This window comes from Fictibacillus terranigra, assembly GCF_030412265.1.
GTDB classification, from domain to species: domain Bacteria; phylum Bacillota; class Bacilli; order Bacillales; family Fictibacillaceae; genus Fictibacillus_C; species Fictibacillus_C terrinigri.
Genome location: NZ_JAUHLN010000003.1, coordinates 316,966 through 339,091, shown reverse-complemented (window position 1 = coordinate 339,091; position 22,126 = coordinate 316,966). Strand labels below are relative to the sequence as shown.

Sequence of the window (22,126 nt, the reverse complement as noted above, 5' to 3'; positions counted from 1 at the left end):
TATCTGTCTATAAATTTAGTGATTATAGCAGGAAAAAGCGTTTTCAAAAAGAAAGTAATGTAAAGAAAGAAAATGTCGAATGATAGGTTATAGGAGGCACCTATATGAACGATCATCAGGAGAGAGTGAAGAACTGGAAGCTCGCCACAGAAAAAAGCATGCAGCGGTTTCCGGAACGAAAAGAAAGATTTGAAACAAGTTCAAAGTTTGAAGTCGCCCGGCTCTATGGAATTGAAGCAGAAGATTATGATATAGAGAAGCTTGGATTGCCGGGCGAATATCCTTATACTAGGGGTATACAGCCCACGATGTACAGGGCCCGCTATTGGACGATGCGGCAATATGCCGGATTCGGTTCGGCTGAAGAGACCAACAAGCGGTTCCGTTATTTGCTAAAGCAGGGACAGACCGGCCTTTCGGTTGCCTTTGATCTCCCCACACAGATCGGATACGATTCTGATCATTCCATGTCCAAGGGAGAGGTAGGAAAAGTAGGAGTTGCCATTGATTCATTGGAAGATATGGAAGCGCTTTTACGGGATATCCCGCTCGATAAGGTAAGTACATCGATGACGATTAATGCACCCGCGTCCATCTTGCTGGCGATGTATATCGCCGTGGCCGAAAAACAGGGTGTCTCTTCAGAGAAAATTTCAGGAACGATCCAGAATGATATTTTAAAAGAATATATTGCGAGAGGAACGTATATTTTCCCTCCTAAGCCGTCCATGCGGCTCATTACGGATATATTTGCTTTTTGTAAGGAACACGTTCCGAAATGGAACACCATCAGTATATCAGGGTATCATATCCGGGAGGCAGGGGCGAATGCCGTCCAAGAGCTGGCATTTACGATCGCCAATGGAAAAGCGTATGTTGACGCTGCACTGGCCGCGGGTTTGAACATCGATGACTTTGCACCGAGGCTTGCGTTTTTCTTTAACGCCCATAATCAGTTTTTTGAAGAAGTCGCTAAGTTCAGGGCAGCCAGAAGAATTTGGGCTAAACTCATGAAGGAACATTATAAGGCTAAGAACCCGAAAAGCTGGCAGCTTCGGTTTCATACCCAAACAGGCGGTTCTACGCTGACCGCTCAGCAGCCTGATAATAATATCGTCCGTGTAACAATTCAGGCTCTTTCCGCCGTAATGGGAGGCACTCAGAGTCTGCATACGAATTCGAGGGATGAAGCTCTCGCCCTTCCTACCGAAGATTCTGCGAGAATCGCGTTGAGGACCCAGCAGATCATAGCCCATGAGAGCGGAGTGGCGGATACGGTGGATCCTCTGGCAGGATCTTATTATGTGGAGCATCTGACCGATGTTATGGAGGAAGAAGTTACTCGTTATCTTGAAAAAATTGAGTCTCTCGGCGGTGCCGTTTCAGCAGTTGAACAGGGATACATGCAGCGGGAAATTCATCATACGGCTTATGAGACGCAGAAGTCCATCGAAAAAGGGGATGAAATCATCGTAGGGATGAATTCATTCACGGTGGAGAACGAAGTACAGCCGGAGCTTTTACGAGTTGATCCGGCACTCGGTGAAAAACAAAAAGAAAAGCTCACCCGGCTGAAGTCTTCAAGAGACCAACACCGAGTGAGCGCTCGGTTGGATGCGCTCCGCCAAGGTGCTCAAGGGTCAGAAAACCTGATGCCGCTCATTTTGGACTGTGTGCGCGATTATTGTACCATTGGAGAGATCTGCGGCATCCTCCGTGAAGAGTTTGGAGAATTTACAGGAATATAGACAGACAGGAGTGGGAAGAACGATGAATAAAAAAATACGTGTGCTGGTGGCAAAACCTGGACTCGACGGTCATGACCGCGGAGCTCTTGTCATCTCACAGGCTCTTCGCGATTATGGGATGGAGGTCATTTATACCGGTCTCCGCCAGACCCCCGAACAGATTGTGGCCGCCGCTGTGCAGGAAGATGTGGATGCGATCGGTTTATCTTGCCTGTCGGGAGCGCATAATGAACTGTTTCCCGAAGTGATGTCTCTTTTAAAACAGCGGGGGGCAGAAGACATAATTGTAATTGGAGGCGGTGTCATCCCTTGGGAAGACATTCCTTTTCTTGAATCAGCAGGCGTAAGAAAAATTTTCACCCCAGGCACACCAACGGTTGAAACGGCTAAATATATTGAGGCAGCTGTGCTTGAACGGGATGGTTACCCGGCGCCTGCAGGGATGGAGCCTCCCAAAAAAATTGATCATATCGGCATTGCTGTCGAATCCCTCGACGAGGTTCTTCCGTTTTATGTGAATACCCTCGGGCTTAAGCTTGAAGCGGTGGAAACAGTGGAAACTCAAAAGGTAAAGGTGGCCTTCCTGAAGGTTGGCCAGTCAAGGCTGGAGCTTCTTGAACCAATCGATGAACAGAGCCCGATCCGGCAGTTTATCAACAAACGGGGCCAGGGTGTCCACCATGTGGCTCTTGGTGTGGAAGATATCTCATCCAGAATTGAGGAATTGAAAAAAGCTGGCGTAAAGATGATCCAGGAACATCCGGTGAAAGGTGCCGGCGGGGCATCCATCGCATTCATCCATCCATCTTCTACTCATAAGGTGCTGTTTGAACTGTGCGAAAAACCCGTGGAGGAAGGAGGAGAGTCCTGATGGACATGTACGATAAAATGGAAGAACTTTATGAAAGGAAACGTGAGATCGAGCTTGGAGGCGGAGACGACAGGATTGATAAACAGCATGAGCGTGGAAAATTGACCGCAAGAGAACGAATTGATCTTTTGCTTGACGAGGGAACGTTTGTGGAGTTAAACCCCTTTATTGAACACCGCTGCACCGATTTTGGTCTTCAGAATATGAAGGCTCCTGGAGAGGGTGTCGTTACAGGGTATGGAAAGATTCATGGCCGGCCGGTTTATTTATTTGCTCAGGATTTTACCGTTTTTGGCGGCGCGTTAGGTGAGATGCACGCCCATAAGATCGCCAGTGTGATGGATCTTGCGGCTAAGAATGGAACACCATTTATCGGGCTGAACGATTCTGGTGGCGCGAGAATTCAAGAAGGGGTTGTTTCTCTGGACGGCTATGGCCAGATCTTTTACAGAAACTCGATCTACTCCGGCGTCATTCCGCAAATTTCCGTTATTCTGGGGCCATGTGCAGGTGGAGCTGTCTATTCCCCGGCCATCACCGATTTCGTTTTTATGGTGGAGCAGACAAGTCAAATGTTTATTACCGGGCCGAAAGTCATCGAAACGGTAACGGGTGAAAAAATTTCATCTGAGGATCTTGGCGGCGCGAAGGTGCATAGCACGAAAAGCGGAAACGCCCATTTTATGGGGGAAACAGAGTCTCAAGTGCTCGAGCAGGTTAGGGCGCTGATAGCCTTGCTTCCTCAGAACAATAAAGAAAAACCGGCTAGAATAGAAGTCCAGGAGCAGGAGAACGATGACCGCCCCGATATCGCCGAGGTGGTACCGGTGGATGCGACGAAACCGTATGATGTTCGCAAGGTCATCGAGCAAGTGGTCGATCGGAACACTTTTCTAGAAGTTCAAGCCTTTTTTGCCAGGAACATAGTCATTGGTTTTGCCAGGATTAAGGGTGAAGTGGTAGGATTAGTATGTAATCAGCCAAAAATCATGGCTGGCGGCCTTGATATTGATTCTTCGGATAAGGCATCGCGCTTTATTCGTTTTTGTGACGCTTTTAATATTCCGATTATCACCTTTGAGGACGTCACCGGATTTTTTCCAGGAATTAAACAGGAGCACGGCGGCATTATAAGACACGGAGCTAAAATCCTGTATGCCTATTCCGAGGCAACCGTTCCAAAAATAACGGTCATCACCCGCAAGGCCTACGGCGGGGCTTATGTCGCATTAAACAGCAAATCGATTGGCGCTGACCTTGTTTTTGCGTGGCCGAATGCAGAGATCGCAGTCATGGGGCCGCAGGGTGCGGCGAACATCATTTTTGCGAGAGAGATCGAACAAAGCGATGATCCTGAGGCGACAAGGCAGACTAAGATCGACGAGTACCGGACGAAGTTTGCCAATCCGTATGTTGCAGCTTCCAGAGGTATGGTCGATGATGTCATCGATCCACGGGATACGAGGATCAAATGTATTCAAGCTCTGGAAATGCTCCGGACGAAGCATGAGGAAAGGCCCTGGAAGAAACACGGCAATATCCCGTTATAATGGAGGAAGACACGATGGTTAATGAGCAACGACTGCTAGGAGAATTTTTGGAATTGGTACAGATCGATTCTGAAACAAAATTTGAAAAGGAAATTTCCAAAGTCCTTACAAAAAAGTTCACCGATCTTGGTGTTGAAGTATTTGAGGATGATGCCGAATCTAAAACTGAACATGGCGCCGGAAACCTGATTTGCACGCTGAAAGGCAATAAAGACGGAGTGGATCCGATTTATTTCACATCACATATGGATACGGTCGTACCTGGCAATGGGGTAAAACCTGCGATTAAAGACGGCTATGTGGTAACCGATGGGACGACCATCCTTGGTGCGGACGACAAGGCAGGCCTCGCTGCGATGCTTGAAGCCGTTAAACTTTTAAAAGAACAAAATATTAAGCATGGAGACATTCAGTTCATCATCACCGTTGGTGAAGAGTCAGGGCTTGTAGGAGCAAAAGAGCTTGATCCTGCCCGGTTAACCGCAAAGATCGGTTTCGCGCTCGACAGTGACGGCAAAGTCGGCGACATCATTGTCGCAGCGCCGACACAAGCCAAGCTGATTGTTGATATCTATGGAAAGACTGCACATGCAGGTGTTGCCCCTGAGAAGGGTGTGTCAGCCATTACCATTGCAGCCAAGGCTATCTCTAAAATGCCGCTCGGAAGGATTGATGAAGAAACAACGGCTAACATTGGAAGATTTGAGGGCGGCACACAGACCAATATCGTTTGTGATCACGTGGCTATTCTGGCAGAAGCCCGTTCTCTTGTCACAGAGAAAATGGAAGCTCAGGTGGCTAAGATGAAAGAAGCGTTTGAAGCAACGGCCTCTCAGTTTGGCGGCCGCGCTGAAGTAAACATAAAAGTGATGTACCCTGGATTTAAGTTTGGCGACGGGGATCATGTCGTTGAAGTGGCGAAGAAAGCTGCTGAACGCATCGGACGTCCTCACCGCTTGCTGCAAAGCGGCGGAGGAAGTGATGCGAACGTAATCGCCGGCCACGGGATCCCAACCGTAAACCTTGCAGTAGGATACGAGGAAATTCACACAAAAAATGAAAAAATGCCGATCGAGGAACTGGTGAAAACAGCCGAGATCGTGGTTGCGGTCATTCAGGAAGTCGCCGGAGAGTAAAGATTAGGAGCCATCCATGAAAAGGTTTGGCTCCTGTTTTTATGGCCCTTCAGGTCAAGGTTGACATATATAGCTCAAATTAGTATATTTGGTGATAGTTTGACCATGGAAAAATATGTCTAAATAGGATGGAAAGCCGGAGGGATTGGATGAGTGAACTTGCGAACATGCATATGATGATGAACTATTTGCGGGGAGTGTACAAGGTACTTGAAGATGAGTGGCAAAAATCAGCGAAGTCATTGGGATTGACTCAAGCTGAGCAGCACATTCTATGGATTGTATCCTTAGAACAGGAAGCCACAATTTCCCGCATTGCACAGCTCGGATTATGGGATGTTTCGACAGTCATGCAGGTTATTAAACGCCTGAAGGAAAAAGGGTTGATACATTTATTGAAAAAAGATCATGACCGGCGAATTTCTTACGTTACCCTTACAGAAGAGGGAGAGAAAAAACAGAAGCTGTCCGGTGAAGGCTCATATTCAGTTTACCGTTATCTTCAAAACTGGAGTAAAGATCACGGCAAACAGGAATTACTGCTGGAGCTTGTAAACTTGCATAGGGACATGAACGAGCATTTCCACGGGAAAGAGTATGTGGAATGGATTGAGAAAACAGGCAGGCAGCTGCGTGAAACAGTGGAGACAAGGTGATTTGGCCTTGTCTTTTCTTATGGTGCGGCAGTCAAACGGCTTTCGCTTTTCTTATGTTCTCTCATTTCTTATAATGGGGAAGGAAAGGATTGAAGGAGATGGAACAACATGGATAGGTCCGCCAACTTAAAACGAAGATTTATCCTGCATGTGGACATGAACAGCTTTTATGCCTCGGTGGAAAGTATGATGGACCCTGCTTTAAAGGGAAAGCCTTTAGCCATCGCCGGCAATCCGGAAGAACGGCGCGGCATCATCGTTACCTGCAGCTATGAAGCACGGGAGTTCGGGATAAAAACGACGATGCCACTGTGGCAGGCAAAAAAACTTTGTCCATCTCTCATCGTCTTACGGCCGGATTTTCAAAAGTACCGTACGATGTCTCAGAAGATGTTTCAGCTGCTCCGGGAATATACGGAGCTCGTGGAGCCTGTTTCAATCGATGAAGGCTATCTTGATATTACAGGATCCGCGATGAGCCCGATTGAAGCGGCCGAGGAGATACAAGACAGGCTGCTCCATGAATTGGGCCTACCTTCAAGCATAGGGATTGCACCGAATAAATTTCTTGCCAAGATGGCATCGGATATGAAAAAACCGATGGGCATTACGGTCTTGCGAAAGCGGGAGATCCAGCAGATCCTCTGGCCCATGACCGTCGGAGAAATGCACGGAATCGGAAAAGCCACAGAGGAGAAACTAAAAAAATATAACATTTATACCATCGGTGACCTCGCAAAAGAAGATGCGTACAGCCTTAAACACCGTTTTGGAAAAAACGGAGTGAGGATATGGGAGCGTGCGAACGGTATCGATGACAGCCCGGTTGATCCGGAGCGCGCCTCTGAATTTCAATCGGTGGGCAACTCTACCACTCTGGCTGAAGACGTAAGTGATCAAGAGGAGCTTAAACGCGTCTTTTCCGTATTGGCAGATTCAGTGGAACGGCGGATGAAAGCCAAGAACGCCGTTGGACAGAACCTTCAGATCGTGATCCGCTATGCAGACCGGAAGACGGTCACCAGAAGCAAGACGATGGAAAATCCCTTTCATGCTAAGGCAGATATTCTTGAGAATGCATGGTCTTTGTTTACGAAACATTGGAACGGTGAGCCAGTCCGTCTCCTCGGCATTACGGCCGCAGATGTCTTACCGAAAGAAAAAGCCTACAAACAGATGGACTTGTTTACGTTTGAACAGGAAAAAAAGCGGAATGACGTCAATCGATTGATCAGCGATATTCAAAAAAAGTTTGGTGATCAGTCCATTATTCGAGGCAAACTAACAGATGATCCATCAGACTTTTATTAGCCAAAGGCCAGGTGAACATGATTTGAAAAAAAGTATCCAACTTTCGTCTGTGCTTGGATTAGTGTTTCTTTTAGGGTTCTTTTTTCTTATTGGAGGGATCTATCAGGAGACGTTCGTAAGAAGATTCGATGAGACCGTCGTCCATGCCATAACGGCTTATCAGCCCCGGGAGCTGACGCGAGCTTTTATCGTCATCACTGAAAGTGCATCAAGGCCTAATCAATTTATCGCGTTTGCTGTGTTCTCTGTTTTTTTCATTTTATGGAGAAGAAGATGGCTAGAACCAGTGTTACTGGGGATCTGCTTGTTTGCGGCCCGCAACGGAAATGAGCTTCTTAAAGGAATTTATGAAAGAAGGCGGCCATCCCTTCATCGTCTTGTTGAAATCGGAGGATATAGTTTTCCAAGCGGACACGCCATGATCTCCATCGGTTTCTTTGGATTGTTGTTCTACTTGCTTGTAAGACAGATTGGACATCGATGGGTGCGGTGGCTGATCACTGCAGCAGGATGTGCTTATATCGTGCTGGTCGGCCTGAGCAGAATCTATCTTGGTGTGCATTATCCAAGTGATGTGCTCGCAGGATTTCTTGCCGGAGGAAGCTTGCTTCTTTTTTTCGTTGTCCTTTATCGCCTCGTATTTTTTATGTTAAAGCATGAAAGGAATAGCTGAGATGGAACTTCATTTTTTGGGAACGGGAGCCGGTATGCCATCCAAGGAACGGAATGTATCTTCAGTGGCCCTTAAATTCCTCCAAAGGGGCGGAGAAGTCTGGCTCTTTGACTGCGGAGAAGCCACACAGCATCAAATATTGCGCACTTCTCTCAAACCTCGTAAGATCAATAAAATTTTTATTACCCATCTGCACGGAGACCACATCTTTGGTCTGCCGGGCCTTCTTGGAAGCCGTTCTTTTCAAAATGGCGAAGCGAGTCCAGTGGCGATTTACGGTCCCAAGGGGATAAAAGCATTTATCGAAACTGCATTGAACATAAGCGAAACGTATCTCACCTATCCGATCCAAGTCATTGAGATCGGTGAAGGGCTGATCTGTGAAGACGATGGCAGGCACGTATATGCCAAGAAACTGGACCATGTGATCCCTTGTTTCGGTTTTCGGTTGGAAGAGCAGGCGCAGCCAGGGAAGCTGAAAGCCGGCATGTTAAAAAAGATGGGGCTGGCGCCCGGTCCATTGTATCAGCAATTGAAAGAAGGAAGGGATGTCCGACGGGAGGACGGAACAGTGCTCAAGAGCAGTGATTTTGTATCACCTCCTGTACCTGGACGGATTGTCGCTATCCTCGGTGATACGAAATACTGTGATAATGCGGTAGAGCTGGGAAGAAATGCCTCGGTGATTGTCCATGAAGCGACTGTCCTGCATGAATTGGCAGAAAAGGCCGCGGAATTCGGACATTCTTCAGCCCGGTCTGCTGCTGTTACCGCCAGGCTGGCGAATGCAGCCGCATTGATCTTGAACCATATCAGTTCCAGGTATCATAAAGAGGAGAAAATGCTGCTTTTAAAAGAGGCAGAGGAAGTTTTTTCGAACACGATGATCGCTGATGACTTTAGTATTTTTCCGATTGAAAAGATCAAAAAATGAGCGGGCTGCCGCTCATTTTTTTTTCATCTTATTGTACACTTCAAGGATAAAACCCTTCGGTTCAGGGATCTCGCCATTTCTGATGGCCACCGCCACATCGGGTGTATCTGTGATGATGGCATCCACCTGCCAATCCAAAAAATAATGCAGCCACTTTTCCTGATTCACCGTGTACGGTCTGACCCGTATCCCATGCTCCTGAAGGCTCTCCAGAATGATAGGGTGAAGACTTTTAAATTGCGGATGCACACTCAGCGCCCCCATACTTTTTGCATAGTTCCATGGCTCGTAGATGGCCGAGGAGTACAGGGGTGCAATATCAATGTATGGATCCATGCTTCTTAATTGAACAAGACTGTAATGGTTAAAGGAAGAATAGATCGTTCTTTCTTTCATGCCGTAAGCATTTACGAGACTGTAGACTTTTTTCTCTAAATCTTCATAATGCACTTTGTTATTCTTCAATTCAATATTGAGAAGAAGAGGTGTTCTACAGATCCACTGCAGAAATTCTTCGAGTGTAAGAATCCGTTCATGTTGAAAGGCCAAAGAAAACCAGCTCCCCGCGTCCAGCTGTTTAATCTCAGCGAGCGTAAAATGTTTAACATACCCTTTTCCGTTCGTTGTCCGTTTGACCGTATCATCATGAATGATAACAGGAATGCCGTCGCTCGTTAAATGGACATCGATTTCAAGTCCGTCTGCTCCCATTTCATATGCGCGAGTGTAAGCGGCCATCGTGTTCTCTGGGCATACCTTGCTGGCACCCCGGTGTCCAAATATTTTTGTCATAGCGGGAACACTCCTTTCTTCTTATACTCTTACCTTAACATAAGCCGGCCAAACGTTCTAAAACCAAAAAAACAAGCCCGTTACTTTCAGGGGCTTGTTTAGGTGGCTCGCGCAGAAGTAGTGCGCTCAATGCTCATATCATTTTTTACGATCCATTTTATAAAATCTTTTTCCTTTTTTGTCAGTGGCCGTGTAAGAAATTGTTCGAACTCTTTAAACAACAGATTGTACCGCTTGAATTCTTCTTGATCAAGCATCTTATACCTCCCGTTGTTGCGCTATAGTTGTTTTATTATAAAATAAGATAACAGAATTGTCAAACAATTCCTTCGGCAGACGGCGGTGTATACAGGCTGCCGAGCTCTTCTGAGCGCTGGGCAGCGCGTTTGACGCATGATTCAATGGCTTCTTTTACTTGAAACTGGTCCAGCATCTGTATGCCCGCCTCTGTTGTACCCCCGGGACTGGTTACCTTCTGACGGAGCAGCCGGGGATGGTCGCCGCTCATTTTCAGCATATGGGCAGCGCCCAAAAGTGTCTGAGCGATCAGATCTCTTGCCTCAGATTCACTAAGATCAAGAGAGGACGCTGCCTGGTGCATCGCTTCGACTAAATAATAAACATAGGCCGGACCACTTCCGGCCAATCCGGTTACGGCGTGCAGACTTTCTTCTTTCAAGCAGGTGGTCGTTCCTATGCAGTTAAAAAGCTCTTCCGCCTGTTTGAGATCATGGTCTTCCGCATATTTTCCAGCAGCAAGGCCGGTAGCAGAATATCCGATCGCTGCCGATGTGTTCGGCATCGCACGAATGACTGGTGCATCCGACTGAAGAAGGCAGGAGATATGGTCGGTTGATATTCCCGCCAGCACTGAAATGATAAGGTGCTGTTCACCGATGGAATCCCTGATCGCGTACAGGGCGTCCTCTGCATCTTTCGGTTTCATGGCAAGGATGAGAATCTCTGCTTTCCGGACCGCATCGGATGCAGAAGCCGCAATATCGATTCCATACCTTTCCTTCAGTTCCAAGAGCCTATTCGTGTTCATTCTGTTGGCTGCGATGATTTGTCCGGGCACGGCGAGTTTATTGGTGATCAATCCTGAAATCATAGCTTCTGCCATGGAGCCTGCTCCAATAAATGCGATTTTCTTATTCACGGCAATCCCTCCAACTTAGGTTAAACGTAAAAACGCACTCCTCGATCCTTGGAAAAGGACGGAGGAGTGCGATCCGCGGTACCACCTTAATTGGCTTTTTAAAAGCCCAGCTTATTGCCTGTATCGAAGGCATACGATCAGGTTCAATCCCTGATGGCTCGGGGGATAGGTTCATTCATCTCGTACTGCTGGAATCTTTCAGCCGGTGGATTCCATTCTCTTTCAGCCGTTTAATGAATTACTGGTCCCTTTCAGCGCCGTGTTCAGCGTTCAGTTATTACAAAACATTATGCAATGGGTCAGTACAGTATGTCAAGTTCATATTTTTTGCAATATTAACTTTTCTTAAGAAGCTCATTTTTTGCTATACTGATTGGTATATATATGCCAACAGATGAGGTCAGGTGAACAATGTTGAATCAGAATATTATAACCATCTCGCTTCCGACACCGTTTCCGGTAGGAGATGTCAATGTATATCTCATACGAGGGGAGAAGCTTACCCTTGTTGACTGCGGGCCAAAAACACCGGAAGCATGGAAAATCTTCCGGGAGAAACTGGCTGAAAACGGGCTGGCTGAAAAGGATATTGAACAAGTGATCTTTACTCATTATCATCCGGACCATGTCGGGCTTTATGCATACTTTAAGAGTCCGGTGCCGGCTGTCCTTGCCAGTTTAGAAGAAATACCATATCTGAGCCAGCAGAAGGAATTTTTCGTACATAGAAATCGGTTTTATGAAGGGTTTTACAAAAAAATGGGTATGCCGGAAGAAGCGGTCCGGTTTGAGTATATGAAGTTAAAAAAATATCTTGAGTTCTCTGCTGTTGTCCACGCTACTCCCGCTTTGTATGAAGGAGAAGAGGTTCCGGGGCTTCCGGGGTGGACGATGATGAAAACACCGGGCCATTCGCCTGATCATCTTTCTCTGTTTCATGAGGAGAGCGGAATCATGATCGGAGGAGATTTTTTGCTGCAGCGCATATCTTCCAACGCGCTCATCGAGCCGCCCCTGATCACTGAAACAGAGCGGCCTAAACCCCTGCTGCAATACCGGAATTCATTGAAGACAGCAGCCGGACTCCCTATTGACGTCATCCTTCCGGGGCATGGCCTTCCCATCTCCAATAGTTCAGAGCTGATCAAGGAAAGGCTTGCACAGCAGAACAGCCGGGCCCACGCTTTATGGGAGATGCTATCCGGTGAGAAGACAGCCTATGAATTAAGCAAGTTATTATTCCCGGGCATCTATCAAAAGGAGCCGGGCCTTACTCTTTCGGAAACCGTCGGGCATCTGGACCTTCTTGAAGAAGAGGGACGGATTCTCGCAAAAGACCTTCACGGAATTATCTACTACAAGCGGGCAGAAGGAGCATAAGAATATGAAGGAATTGAAAGGAAAAACAGTTGTAATCACAGGTGCATCAGGGGGGCTGGGAGCCCAGCTTGCCCATGATGCGGCAAGTCTTGGAGCTCAGTTGGTGCTTGTTTCCAGAAATATGGAAAAACTGGCAGCTGTAAAAAACAATCTTAAAGAGACATTCAACGTGGACGCCCTGATTTATACGCTGGATGTAGGCAATATCGAAGAGGTAAAAGCTGTGTTTGAGGAAATCATCCGCACCGTTTCTGTTGATGTTCTGATCAATAATGCTGGATATGGGATATTCGATTATTTCGTTGACGCAGACCTTAACGACCTTTCTGGTATGCTGCAGACCAATGTGGTCGGACTGATGGCTTGCACCCAGTCCGTCTTGCCGCAAATGATCGAGCGGCGTTCCGGGCATATCATTAATATTGCCTCTCAGGCAGGAAAGATCTCCACACCAAAATCGAGCGGTTATGCCGCTTCCAAACACGCGGTTCTTGGCTTCTCAAACGGGCTGCGGATGGAACTGGCAGACAGCGGAATTCAGGTGACAACCGTTAATCCGGGTCCGATCGAAACCAACTTTTTTTCCATTGCGGATAAATCCGGAACCTATGAGAAAAATGTTAAGAGGTGGATGCTGTCCCCTGAATATGTGTCTAACAGAATCATCTCGGCAATCGGCCGTCCGGTCCGTGAGATCAATCTTCCTCGCTGGATGAACGCCGGAAGCACACTCTATCAGCTTTTTCCCCGCCTCGTAGAAAAGCTTGGCGGAAATGCATTCAAACAAAAATAGACAATAATTATATTATGTAAACAAAAGCGCATCCATGCGCTTTTGTTGCTGGATAAGAGGAAGAAAGTCTTATATTAATAGGGCTAAAGCACTTATTGTGGTTTGCCGGTGGTGAAAACGGGTATATACAGTACAGGCTATAGACCGCAACCATAGAAAGAGGGGTAGCACTTATGAATAAAAAAGTTTTATTTATATCCGACCATGGAGATCCGCTGGCAAAGCTTGGCGGCAAACAAGCCGGAGGACAGAACAATTATGTCTACCATCTGGCGCTTGCCATGGAAAGCAGGGGATGGGATGTCGATGTCATCACCCACTGGTGTGATAAAGATGCCCCGCAGACGGAGGCGTTCGGGAAACGCTCAAGAGTCATACGCATCAAAGCCGGTGTCAAAGGCTTTGTCTCCAAAAATGAAATGTTTCAGATACTGCCCGCTTTTTTCAAAGAAATCGAGCAACTCGTTCCTGTAGAACAATATGATATTATTCATACCCACTACTGGCTGTCCGGCATTCTGGGCCGCCAGCTTCGCAGAAAGTATAATGTACCGTTCGTCCACACATCGCATTCCCTTGGCGCAGCAAAAGAACGTGCGACAGGTGAAAGGGATGAGCGCAGATTCCAATATGAACGAACCATTCTCCGGTCCGCCAACCGCGTGATTGCCACGACCAACAGTGAGAAAAGCTTGATCTACGATTTTGCCAAGCAGCCTGCACCTGTTGATGTCATTCCGATCGGTGTATCTCCTAAATTCTATCCTTTTAACCAAAAAACCGTGATTAAACAAAAACTGGACGTTCAAGGCCCCCTTGTGTTTTATGCTGGACGGCTGGAAGAGACAAAAGGTGTTGAAACCCTTCTTCAAGCATTCCGATATTTGATTCAATGGGGAGATGTTCCAGCAAATACAAGGCTGATTCTTGCCGGAGGACAGAAAGAAGAGATCGGTGATGACCGGCTTCCGATTCAGGAAGAACAGCGTTCTTGGGTGAAAGGAATTGAACGTTATGTTCAGTTTGTCGGGCCGAAAAGCCAGGAGCAGCTCGCAGAATACTTTAATGCTGCCAACGTCGCTGTCGTTCCTTCCTACTATGAATCGTTCGGAATGGTAGCTGCAGAGGCACAGGCGTGCGGCTGTCCAGTCATTGCCTCTCGTGTAGGCGGGCTTCAAAATGTCGTGGTTGAAGGAGAAACAGGACTGCTCGTTGCGCCAAAGGACGCCCAGGATTTAGCGCTCACACTGGAGATTATTTTAAACAACGACATCATTGCACAAAGGCTGGGTAAACAGGCATCTTCCCTTGCGGAACGCGATTATCGCTGGCCGAATGTGGCCGCGAGGGTGGAGCATGTGTATGAGGAGGTTCTGTCAGGTGAAACGAGAAAACGTTACACATCTTTTAGCTACTGATCTTGACGGCACCCTGGTTGGAGAACAGGAAATGACTGCTTTTCTGCTTGACTATTATAAAGATCGCCCCTATCAGGTGGAGCTCGTTTATGTTACCGGAAGGCACTATGCTTCCACTATGGATTTGATCAACGATGAAAAGCTTCCTATGCCTTCGGTCCTTATATCGGACGTGGGTACAGAGATGTATGATTTTAATGATCCGGCACTTCATGAGCGATGGAAAAAAACATTGGAAGAACAATGGAACCCTGATGCAATTTCCCGGATCGTTGAATTATGCAGCGGCTTAATGCCTCAATCCATTCCATCCACCCATCGGCTCTCCTATTATGCGGAAAGCGATGAAGCAGTGGAAGACGTAAAGCGAAAGCTGATTGACAGCTCTGTGCCGCATAAGCTCATTTACAGTTCCGGAAGAGATGTAGATATTCTTCCTCCCAATGCAGGAAAAGGGGAAGCCCTGTCTTTTCTGATCCGTGAAAAAGGATGGGAGGAGGCCAATATATTAGTCGCGGGTGATTCCGGCAATGACCGTGACATGCTTACCCTCGGCTATCCGTCCGTCATCGTTGGGAACTGCCAGGAGGAATTAAAAGAGCTGCCGGATCATCCCATGATCTTTCGGGCGCAAAGGCTTTGCGCCGGAGGAATTCATGAAGCATGGGAGCATTTCTTTGAAAAAGCAGCCGCTGTAAAATAGGGATAACGCAAGCACCCCCCGTAAGCCCGGCTTATTGGGGGGGTGCTTATTCTTTTGTAACAAAGGTGTATACGACATCTTGAACGGTTAGATAGGGATCTTCTGCCTCTTCGGTTTGAAGCTCTTTTTTTATTTGTTCCTCAAGGAGAGTATATTCTTTCTCAGTATAAGGAATACACTCCTTGTGATAAAAATAGTCCAGCAATGCTTTTTCCAGCCATTTGCGCAGCAGCCGATTCTCCATTCTGCACTTCCTTTCTTCTCCAAACAATGTAGCCTGCACATACCGGACGGTCAATAGCCCTGAAAAAATTTCCATTGAGAACAGAACATATATTCGGTTAAAATGGGTATACATAATGAATGAGAACGAACGTTTGCTTTGGAGGGGTGAAGGAAGTTGATCGATTATTCCAAGATTCAAAATCGTTCAATTCTGTGCATGGATATGAAAAGTTTTTATGCAAGCTGTGCGGCTATGCGCCTGGGGCTCGACCCGCTGACCTGTTATCTTGCTGTTGTAGGGAACACAGAGAGGCAGGGAAGTGTTGTCCTGGCAGCTTCTCCCTGTCTGAAAAGAGATTTTGGAATAAGGACAGGAAACCGGTTGTTTGAGATTCCAAAAGACAGCCGCATTCACATCGTAGACGCCCAAATGTCCTTTTTTCTCAAGCGTTCCATGGAGATCACGCGTCTGCTCAACCGTTTTGTTCCAAAAGAAGCGATTCATACTTACAGTGTAGATGAAAGTTTTATTCAGGCAGACGGGACAGAGCGGTTGTGGGGAGGGCCGGTGAAGCTGGCTCAAGCCATTCGTACAGCGATTAAAGAGGAGTTCGGTCTCCCCAGTGCGATCGGGATCGGGCCGAACATGCTGATGTCTAAGCTATGTCTCGACTTGGAGGCGAAAAAAAGGGGGGTGGCGGAATGGACGTATGAGGACGTGCCGAAGAAGTTGTGGGCGCTGTCGCCTTTAAGCAAGATGTGGGGCATCGGTTCCCGTGTGGAGCGCTCGCTGAATCTGATGGGCATCACAACGGTAGGAGACCTTGCGCATTATCCCTTGGAGCTTTTGGAAAAGAAATTCGGTGTCATGGGAAATCAGCTTTATTACCATGCGTGGGGAGTTGATCTCTCAGAGGTGGGGGCTCCGATCATGCAAGGCCAGATCAGCTATGGAAAAAGCCAGATCCTCCTTCGGGACTACGACGATCCGAAAGAGGTCCAGCATGTCATTTTAGAAATGTGCGAGGAAGTGGCGCGACGGGCGAGAACAGCGAGAAAAGCGGGAAGGACGGTCAGTCTGGGAATCGGCTACAGCAAAGAAGAATGGGGCGGGGGCTTTTACCGATCAAAGACCGTATCTGAACCGACTAACATTACGATGGAGATCTATCAGGTGTGCCTGGAACTCTTTCATACATTTTATGAAGGAAAGACGGTCCGTAAAATCACTATTGCTTTGTCCAATGTATGTGAAGATAGTGAAACGCAGCTCAGCATCTTTACACTTGAGCATCCTAAAAAGCGAAAGCTTGGCTATGTGATGGACGATATCCGCAGGAAATACGGATCCAACGCTCTCCTCCGGGCGGTTTCTTATACGAGTGGAGGGACGGCTCTGCACCGCAGCACCCTTTTAGGCGGTCATAAAGCGTAAAACAGAATGGAGGGGTCTCTCTAGATGATCAAAGACCGGGGAAGTATCAAATGGACGGCTATGATGCTGCCTGAACATGTAAAGCAATTAAGGGACTGGGAGCGGGAAGAGGCCTCCTTTGAGAACGCTGAACTTGATGAACAGCAGTTGGAGGAGATGAACCAGCAGATCTTTTTTGCGATGGAAGAGGCAAGGGAGGTCGCCGTATTTTGCCGTGATTCTCTTCGCGAAAAAGCGATACAGGGGCTCATCCACTATTATGACCCGCATCGCCGCCTGCTCAGAATGATCAATGATCAAGGAAAAAGACAGGACGTCCCTCTCGACACCATCATAGGGATAGAGACGGACGTTTAAAACACAGAAAATAAGCCAGCCTTATAAATAAGGCTGGCTTATTTGACTGCATCAAACAGATCGGAGGCCAATAATTTTTTCTGGAGGGAGTCAACATTCCCTTCGCTTGAAATTTCAATTTCCTGCCCCGGCTGTATGGACAATGCGATAAGGCCGAGCAAGCTTTTTCCGTCTGCTGTCTTATCTCCTTTTTTAACGTACACAGCTTCTTCATAGCTGCTCGTGAACTGCACAAATTGGCTTGCGTTTCCGGCGTAGATGGGTTTTTTTGCAATCAATCTCAAGTTAATCTCTCTCCCTGCATATCCTTTTTTATAAAGCTTATGAAGGGTGGAAAAAGAAATGTCATAAAATTGATTTAAAATTAAAGTGACTTCCATCGGAAAGTACAGGAAAATATAGAAAGAGATGTGTGGAGAGGAGCAGTAATCATTGATCCGCAATAAAAAACGAATGATTCATTATTTACTGATTTTAAGTTTGGCAGGCTGCCTTTTATATATCAACCATCGGTATCTAAATTTAACGCCGGAGCGCTTCCGAGGATGGATACTGTCATGGGGAGTCTGGGCTCCTATCGTTTATATCGCTCTATATGCAGTCCGTCCTTTTGTACTGTTTCCGTCCTCCGTGTTCGCAGTCACGAGCGGCTTGGCCTTCGGGTTATATTGGGGGTGCCTGTATACATACCTTGGGTCATTGTCAGGCGGGCTCATGACGTTCTGGGCAGTGAAATGGATCGGCAAGAAAGCGCTGAAAAAAGAGTGGAAGGGAAAGTATCAGAAGGTCCAGGAGGGCATCAAGCAGCGCGGGTTTGTTTATGTACTCATTCTTCGTCTGCTCCCCATATTAAACTATGATCTTGTGAGCTACTTGACGGCTGCGGCGAACGTCAAATTTAAAGATTATGCGGCAGCTACGGCCATCGGCATCATACCGGGTACATTGGCATACACCTACTTAGGGGCTTCAGTGGCCAATACAGGGATGAAGGAGATTTTAATTTCCTCCATCATCATCATCACATTGATTATCCTCCCGGTCGTAACAAGGAAAAGATGGCAAAAAAAACTGGGCCTGTGACCTTTCTCATGGAAAAAGAAGCGCTGAATGGCAATCAGCGCTTCTTTTTATGTAGTCGCTTGGGAAGGGAGGAGCTGCTTAAGAAGCTGCTGGATAGCGGAATCCGCATCAGAGCCCTCAGTGATCAGGAGAAATGACTCCCCTTTACGCAGCATCATGAAAAAGGTAACAAGGCATGTTAATTTTTTTGCGTGCAGGGTGACTCCATTTTTACATAGGAACACGTTGGACTGAAATGATCGGGAGATTTTTACGAAATCTGCAATCTTTTGAATGGTAAATTTAGAAGCGTCACTGGTGATGGAAATGGTTTTTGAACAAATCTTTTTCATATATGTGATCCTCCTGAAATGGATTTAATAGTGATCTACAGGCAATCTACCCTGTAATGAATCGTTTCAAACCAGGCGCGGTTGAAAATATCAGGAGAGGGAATAGAGAGGAGGAGACAGAAGGAGGAGGATGCACGGATGTTTGAAATGATTTTTCATTTTTTAAAAGAGATGGGGGCGGCCGGGCTGTTTATGGGGACCGCCCTGGAGGCTTCCTCAGTTCCTTTTCCCGGTGCGCTGGTCATTCTGATCTATGGATTTCTGCTGAAGCCAAACCTGCTTGAGACCCTGCTTCTGGCATTAGCAGTGAGTGCCGTATATACCATATTCAGCTATGTACCTTATGTAATAGGCTATAAGCTTGAAAGCAAGATGAAAGAAAAGTTCAGCGAGAAGAAAGTGGAGAAAACGAAGAGAGGGTTTAAGAAATACGGAGAGTGGAGCATTGCTCTGTCACGGCCGTTGGGAATCGGAAATTATGTTTCCTACGCAGCAGGGATGAGCAAAGTCAATCGGTGGAAATTCGGCGGGCTGACCTTTATCGGCATCTTTCCCTTGGCGGTTGCCATGCTGTTTTTAGGCAGGCTGGGAGAAGTGAAGACCGTTAACCATGTGCTTCAGGCATCACAGAACTATATCCTGGCAGGGGCGGGAGTGCTGCTGGTTTGTTGTTTGCTGTATAAATTCGTGTATAAGAAAAGGACGGCCAGCTGAACTCTGGCACATAAAAGCGCAAACTGCCAGAGAACAGGAACAATGATCAAACCGTACAAGAATATGTTAAAATGACAATCAGATACGGAAAGAAGGAATTTTAAAGAAACGATGATTCATTTCTGGACAGCCCATCATACACAGGTTTATCGCGAACTTGTCAAAATGGAGGCCATACATGTAATACAAACCATGAACAGCGAGGAGAAATGACATGAAACTGGAATGGACAGAAAGAGCGATCGAAAAGATAAAGGGCAAAATACAGCATGGCGGCCGCATTCTGCTGAAATATGATACGGAAGGCTGCGGCTGTGTGGTCAGCGGGGTATCGGCACTCTGGATTGTGGAGCATGAACCGGAGGGAACGGTACAGCTTGAAACAAACTTCCTGCCTGTTTATATAGAGAAGGATAACGCGGTGTTCTTTGATGAACAGATGACGATCGATTTTAAAAAGGAACAGCATACGTTTCAGCTGAAAAGCCCAAATCAGATGCTTAATCCGCATCTTAGGCTCGAAACTAAAATAAAAACAGGAAAGGACGCCTAAAAGGGCGTCTTTCCTGTTTTTATTTCGTTCATCAGTGATGAAGAACGAAGCCTATGGCGTCTTTTCCTGTTTTGAGAGCAGGTACTGCCTGCTTTGAAGGGCGCGGGAAACAAAAGGAGTGATGTACTCTACTGCGTCAAGGAGCGGCTCAAGCTGGATGCCTGTAGAAATGCCCATACGGTGAAGCATATAGACGGTGTCTTCGGTAGATACATTCCCGGTAGCCCCCGGTGCAAAGGGGCATCCTCCAAGCCCGCCTGCGGATGTGTCGAAGCGGTCCACCCCTGCCTGAAGAGCGGAAAAGATATTTGCAAGGGCCATTCCACGTGTGTCATGAAAATGGGCAGCGATGAGCAGGGCTGAAGGAAGATGATGTTTTAACAGGCAGAATAGATCATACACTTCCTGCGGATTGGCCATCCCGATCGTGTCAGCTACAGAGAGCTCATCCACCCCAAGCTCTGCAAATTCTTCGCAAATTTTCAGCACGTCCTGTTCGTCCATCTTTCCTTCATACGGACAATAAAATGCAGTGGAGATACAGGCCCGTACAAAAAATCCTTTTCGTTTCAGATCCAGGATAAGCGGAGCAAGCTCCTCCATGCTTTCTCGCGTACTTTTATTAATGTTTTTCCTGTTGAACGTATCGCTGACTCCTACAAAAAAAGCAGCGCTCTTACAGCCGGAAGCAAGCAGGCGCTCTACGCCCCTGCTGTTGGGCACAAGCACGATATTACGTATGCTGTCACCTGTGCAATGCTCAATGACCTGTTCGGCATCTCCCATCTGCGGCACCCACTTAGGCGAAACGAACGAGGTCAGCTCCATTTCTTGAATGCCAGAGGATTTCAGTTTATGAATGAATCGAATCTTGTCTTCAGCCGGAACGAGCTGTTTTTCATTCTGCAGTCCGTCGCGCGGCCCAACTTCAATGATGGTGACTCTTTGAGGTAGTTCCATGGCTCCTCCTATCATTGCGTTATGTATGTAATCTTCCCTTTATTTTACGTTTTAGCTCTTTAAGTTGCAATATGAGCCAGGGAATTATGATATGATAATAAGGAATATTCAGAAAAAAATAGGGAGTGAGAAGAAATTTATGACCATTCAGGATGCAGTGATTGTAAGCGCTGTCAGAACGCCGATCGGCAGCTTTCAGGGAAGTTTGAAGGATATTCCTGCTACAGAGCTGGGAGCCATTGTCATCAAAGAGGCACTATCAAAGGCAGGTGTCTCACCGGATGAGGTCAGTGAAGTCATCATGGGGAACGTTCTTCAGGCGGGATTAGGGCAGAACCCGGCACGCCAGGCGGCCATGAAAGCGGGATTGCCGCAAGGGGTTTCCGCGATGACGATCAACAAGGTCTGCGGGTCAGGCCTGAAGGCTCTTCACTTAGCCAGTCAGGCAGTCATGCTCGGAGAAGCGGAGATTGTCGTCTGCGGCGGAATGGAAAATATGAGTGCTGCGCCATATCTTTTGAACGATGCAAGAAGCGGATTGCGCATGGGGGACGGCAAGCTGGTTGATTCCATGGTTCATGACGGATTATGGTGCGCCTTTAATGATTATCATATGGGAATTACGGCTGAAAACCTCTGTGATGCCTATGGGCTGAGCCGCAAAGAGATGGATCGGTTCGCCGCAGACAGCCAGCAAAAATGTGAAAAAGCCATGGAGGAAGGCAAATTTGCGGATGAGATCGTGACAGTAGAGATTCCGCAAAGAAAGAGAGATCCTCTTCTGTTTTCGGAGGATGAATATCCGAAAAAAGGAACAACAGCTGAAAAGCTTAGCAAGCTGAGGCCAGCCTTTAAAAAAGACGGAACGGTAACAGCAGGAAATGCTTCAGGCATAAATGACGGCGCAGCTGCCCTGGTGGTTGTATCCAGAAAAAAAGCGGAAGAGCTGGGATTGACACCGCTTGCCAGGATTGTGGCAAACGCCAGCGCGGGTGTGGATCCGAGCATCATGGGAATCGGCCCGGTTGATGCCACGAAAAAAGTGCTCGAAAAATCAGCGCTAACGCTTGATGATATCGGTTTGATCGAAGCGAATGAAGCTTTTGCCGCCCAATCGCTGGCCGTAGGAAAAGAGCTTAAGTTTTCCAATGATAAATTGAATGTCAACGGAGGTGCAATCGCCCTTGGCCATCCGATTGGAGCAAGCGGTGCGAGAATCCTCGTGACTCTTCTTCATGAGATGAGAAGAAGAGAGGAACGCTACGGGCTGGCGACCCTTTGTATTGGCGGTGGCCAGGGAGTAGCGACAATCGTTGAAAATGAAAAGTGGCAATAAGGAGGGA

The 22,126-nt window shown here is 47.2% G+C and carries 25 protein-coding genes and 1 other annotated feature; of the genes, 18 read left to right on the top strand and 7 right to left on the bottom strand.

The features are described 5' to 3' along the window. Positions 1 to 104 precede the first annotated feature (104 nt). The 8 genes from QYF49_RS16965 (at position 105) to rnz (ending at position 8,879) form a co-directional block, all read left to right on the top strand. Positions 105 to 1,748, top strand: coding sequence for an acyl-CoA mutase large subunit family protein (locus QYF49_RS16965; RefSeq protein WP_290400787.1), 1,644 nt, complete (start codon positions 105 to 107; stop codon positions 1,746 to 1,748). A 22-nt stretch (positions 1,749 to 1,770) separates the two neighbouring features. Continuing rightward, positions 1,771 to 2,619 carry a methylmalonyl-CoA epimerase gene (mce, locus tag QYF49_RS16960; RefSeq protein ID WP_290400786.1) on the top strand — a complete coding sequence of 283 codons (849 nt, stop codon included), beginning with the start codon at positions 1,771 to 1,773 and terminating at the stop codon, positions 2,617 to 2,619. Then, positions 2,619 to 4,169: an acyl-CoA carboxylase subunit beta gene (locus QYF49_RS16955; protein ID WP_290400785.1), complete on the top strand. Its 1,551-nt coding sequence runs from the start codon at positions 2,619 to 2,621 to the stop codon at positions 4,167 to 4,169. Before mce ends, QYF49_RS16955 begins: the two co-directional genes overlap by 1 nt. 14 nt (positions 4,170 to 4,183) lie before the next feature. After that, positions 4,184 to 5,305, top strand: coding sequence for a tripeptidase T (locus QYF49_RS16950; protein WP_290400784.1), 1,122 nt, complete (start codon positions 4,184 to 4,186; stop codon positions 5,303 to 5,305). A gap of 149 nt (positions 5,306 to 5,454) precedes the next feature. Continuing rightward, positions 5,455 to 5,961: a MarR family transcriptional regulator gene (locus tag QYF49_RS16945; protein ID WP_290400783.1), complete on the top strand. Its 507-nt coding sequence runs from the start codon at positions 5,455 to 5,457 to the stop codon at positions 5,959 to 5,961. A 108-nt stretch (positions 5,962 to 6,069) separates the two neighbouring features. Then, a complete protein-coding gene (locus tag QYF49_RS16940) occupies positions 6,070 to 7,272 on the top strand; it encodes a DNA polymerase IV (RefSeq protein WP_290400782.1) in 1,203 nt (400 codons plus the stop codon). A 22-nt stretch (positions 7,273 to 7,294) separates the two neighbouring features. After that, on the top strand, positions 7,295 to 7,945 hold the full coding sequence (locus QYF49_RS16935) for a phosphatase PAP2 family protein (protein ID WP_290400781.1): 651 nt from the start codon (positions 7,295 to 7,297) through the stop codon (positions 7,943 to 7,945). A 1-nt stretch (position 7,946) separates the two neighbouring features. Continuing rightward, positions 7,947 to 8,879, top strand: a complete 933-nt coding sequence (gene rnz, locus QYF49_RS16930) for a ribonuclease Z (protein WP_290400780.1) — start codon at positions 7,947 to 7,949, stop codon at positions 8,877 to 8,879. 12 nt (positions 8,880 to 8,891) lie between these two features. Here the strand turns inward: rnz and QYF49_RS16925 are convergent, their stop codons facing one another. The 3 genes from QYF49_RS16925 to proC all read right to left on the bottom strand — a co-directional run bounded on the left by QYF49_RS16925 (position 8,892) and on the right by proC (position 10,836). Then, positions 8,892 to 9,671 (bottom strand): glycerophosphodiester phosphodiesterase, encoded by a 780-nt coding sequence (locus QYF49_RS16925; protein WP_290400779.1) that lies wholly within the window; start codon positions 9,669 to 9,671, stop codon positions 8,892 to 8,894. Positions 9,672 to 9,769: 98 nt separating this feature from the next. Further along, positions 9,770 to 9,928 (bottom strand): hypothetical protein, encoded by a 159-nt coding sequence (locus tag QYF49_RS16920; protein WP_290400778.1) that lies wholly within the window; start codon positions 9,926 to 9,928, stop codon positions 9,770 to 9,772. A gap of 59 nt (positions 9,929 to 9,987) precedes the next feature. Next, on the bottom strand, positions 9,988 to 10,836 hold the full coding sequence (gene proC / locus QYF49_RS16915) for a pyrroline-5-carboxylate reductase (protein ID WP_290400966.1): 849 nt from the start codon (positions 10,834 to 10,836) through the stop codon (positions 9,988 to 9,990). A 45-nt stretch (positions 10,837 to 10,881) separates the two neighbouring features. Beyond that, positions 10,882 to 11,094 (bottom strand) — a binding site (T-box leader). Positions 11,095 to 11,241: 147 nt separating this feature from the next. On the opposite strand from proC, the gene QYF49_RS16910 reads away from it, so the two are divergent. The 4 genes from QYF49_RS16910 (at position 11,242) to QYF49_RS16895 (ending at position 15,124) form a co-directional block, all read left to right on the top strand. Further along, complete coding sequence (locus QYF49_RS16910) at positions 11,242 to 12,210, top strand: MBL fold metallo-hydrolase (RefSeq protein WP_290400777.1); 969 nt, start codon at positions 11,242 to 11,244, stop codon at positions 12,208 to 12,210. A gap of 4 nt (positions 12,211 to 12,214) precedes the next feature. After that, a complete protein-coding gene (locus QYF49_RS16905) occupies positions 12,215 to 13,003 on the top strand; it encodes an SDR family NAD(P)-dependent oxidoreductase (RefSeq protein ID WP_290400776.1) in 789 nt (262 codons plus the stop codon). A gap of 173 nt (positions 13,004 to 13,176) precedes the next feature. Next, on the top strand, positions 13,177 to 14,421 hold the full coding sequence (locus QYF49_RS16900; protein ID WP_290400775.1) for a glycosyltransferase: 1,245 nt from the start codon (positions 13,177 to 13,179) through the stop codon (positions 14,419 to 14,421). Next, positions 14,384 to 15,124, top strand: coding sequence for an HAD-IIB family hydrolase (locus QYF49_RS16895; protein WP_290400774.1), 741 nt, complete (start codon positions 14,384 to 14,386; stop codon positions 15,122 to 15,124). Before QYF49_RS16900 ends, QYF49_RS16895 begins: the two co-directional genes overlap by 38 nt. A 46-nt stretch (positions 15,125 to 15,170) precedes the next feature. Here the strand turns inward: QYF49_RS16895 and QYF49_RS16890 are convergent, their stop codons facing one another. Further along, the gene (locus tag QYF49_RS16890) at positions 15,171 to 15,368 is read right to left on the bottom strand and encodes a YqzH family protein (protein WP_290400773.1); all 198 of its coding nucleotides are present in this window, start codon (positions 15,366 to 15,368) and stop codon (positions 15,171 to 15,173) included. A gap of 156 nt (positions 15,369 to 15,524) precedes the next feature. Between QYF49_RS16890 and QYF49_RS16885 the strand changes: the two genes are divergently transcribed. Both QYF49_RS16885 and QYF49_RS16880 read left to right on the top strand, forming a co-directional pair. Further along, a complete protein-coding gene (locus tag QYF49_RS16885) occupies positions 15,525 to 16,784 on the top strand; it encodes a Y-family DNA polymerase (RefSeq protein WP_290400772.1) in 1,260 nt (419 codons plus the stop codon). A gap of 24 nt (positions 16,785 to 16,808) precedes the next feature. Beyond that, entirely contained in the window at positions 16,809 to 17,141 is a 333-nt protein-coding gene (locus tag QYF49_RS16880; protein ID WP_290400771.1) for a YolD-like family protein, read from the top strand. 38 nt (positions 17,142 to 17,179) lie between these two features. On the opposite strand, the gene QYF49_RS16875 is transcribed toward QYF49_RS16880, so the two are convergent. Further along, on the bottom strand, positions 17,180 to 17,425 hold the full coding sequence (locus tag QYF49_RS16875; protein ID WP_290400770.1) for an HPr family phosphocarrier protein: 246 nt from the start codon (positions 17,423 to 17,425) through the stop codon (positions 17,180 to 17,182). Positions 17,426 to 17,573: 148 nt separating this feature from the next. Here QYF49_RS16875 and QYF49_RS16870 point away from each other — a divergent pair, with 148 nt between their 5' ends. Continuing rightward, positions 17,574 to 18,224 carry a TVP38/TMEM64 family protein gene (locus tag QYF49_RS16870; protein WP_290400769.1) on the top strand — a complete coding sequence of 217 codons (651 nt, stop codon included), beginning with the start codon at positions 17,574 to 17,576 and terminating at the stop codon, positions 18,222 to 18,224. 47 nt (positions 18,225 to 18,271) lie between these two features. On the opposite strand, the gene QYF49_RS16865 is transcribed toward QYF49_RS16870, so the two are convergent. Beyond that, positions 18,272 to 18,556, bottom strand: coding sequence for an HPr family phosphocarrier protein (locus QYF49_RS16865; RefSeq protein WP_290400768.1), 285 nt, complete (start codon positions 18,554 to 18,556; stop codon positions 18,272 to 18,274). Between the two features lie 138 nt (positions 18,557 to 18,694). Here QYF49_RS16865 and QYF49_RS16860 point away from each other — a divergent pair, with 138 nt between their 5' ends. Both QYF49_RS16860 and QYF49_RS16855 read left to right on the top strand, forming a co-directional pair. Beyond that, positions 18,695 to 19,270, top strand: coding sequence for a DedA family protein (locus QYF49_RS16860; RefSeq protein WP_290400767.1), 576 nt, complete (start codon positions 18,695 to 18,697; stop codon positions 19,268 to 19,270). A gap of 214 nt (positions 19,271 to 19,484) precedes the next feature. After that, positions 19,485 to 19,823: an iron-sulfur cluster biosynthesis family protein gene (locus tag QYF49_RS16855; protein ID WP_290400766.1), complete on the top strand. Its 339-nt coding sequence runs from the start codon at positions 19,485 to 19,487 to the stop codon at positions 19,821 to 19,823. 51 nt (positions 19,824 to 19,874) lie between these two features. On the opposite strand, the gene QYF49_RS16850 is transcribed toward QYF49_RS16855, so the two are convergent. Then, complete coding sequence (locus tag QYF49_RS16850) at positions 19,875 to 20,783, bottom strand: hydroxymethylglutaryl-CoA lyase (RefSeq protein ID WP_290400765.1); 909 nt, start codon at positions 20,781 to 20,783, stop codon at positions 19,875 to 19,877. Positions 20,784 to 20,922: 139 nt separating this feature from the next. Between QYF49_RS16850 and QYF49_RS16845 the strand changes: the two genes are divergently transcribed. Further along, positions 20,923 to 22,119, top strand: a complete 1,197-nt coding sequence (locus QYF49_RS16845; RefSeq protein ID WP_290400764.1) for an acetyl-CoA C-acetyltransferase — start codon at positions 20,923 to 20,925, stop codon at positions 22,117 to 22,119. The last annotated feature ends 7 nt before the right edge of the window (positions 22,120 to 22,126 follow it).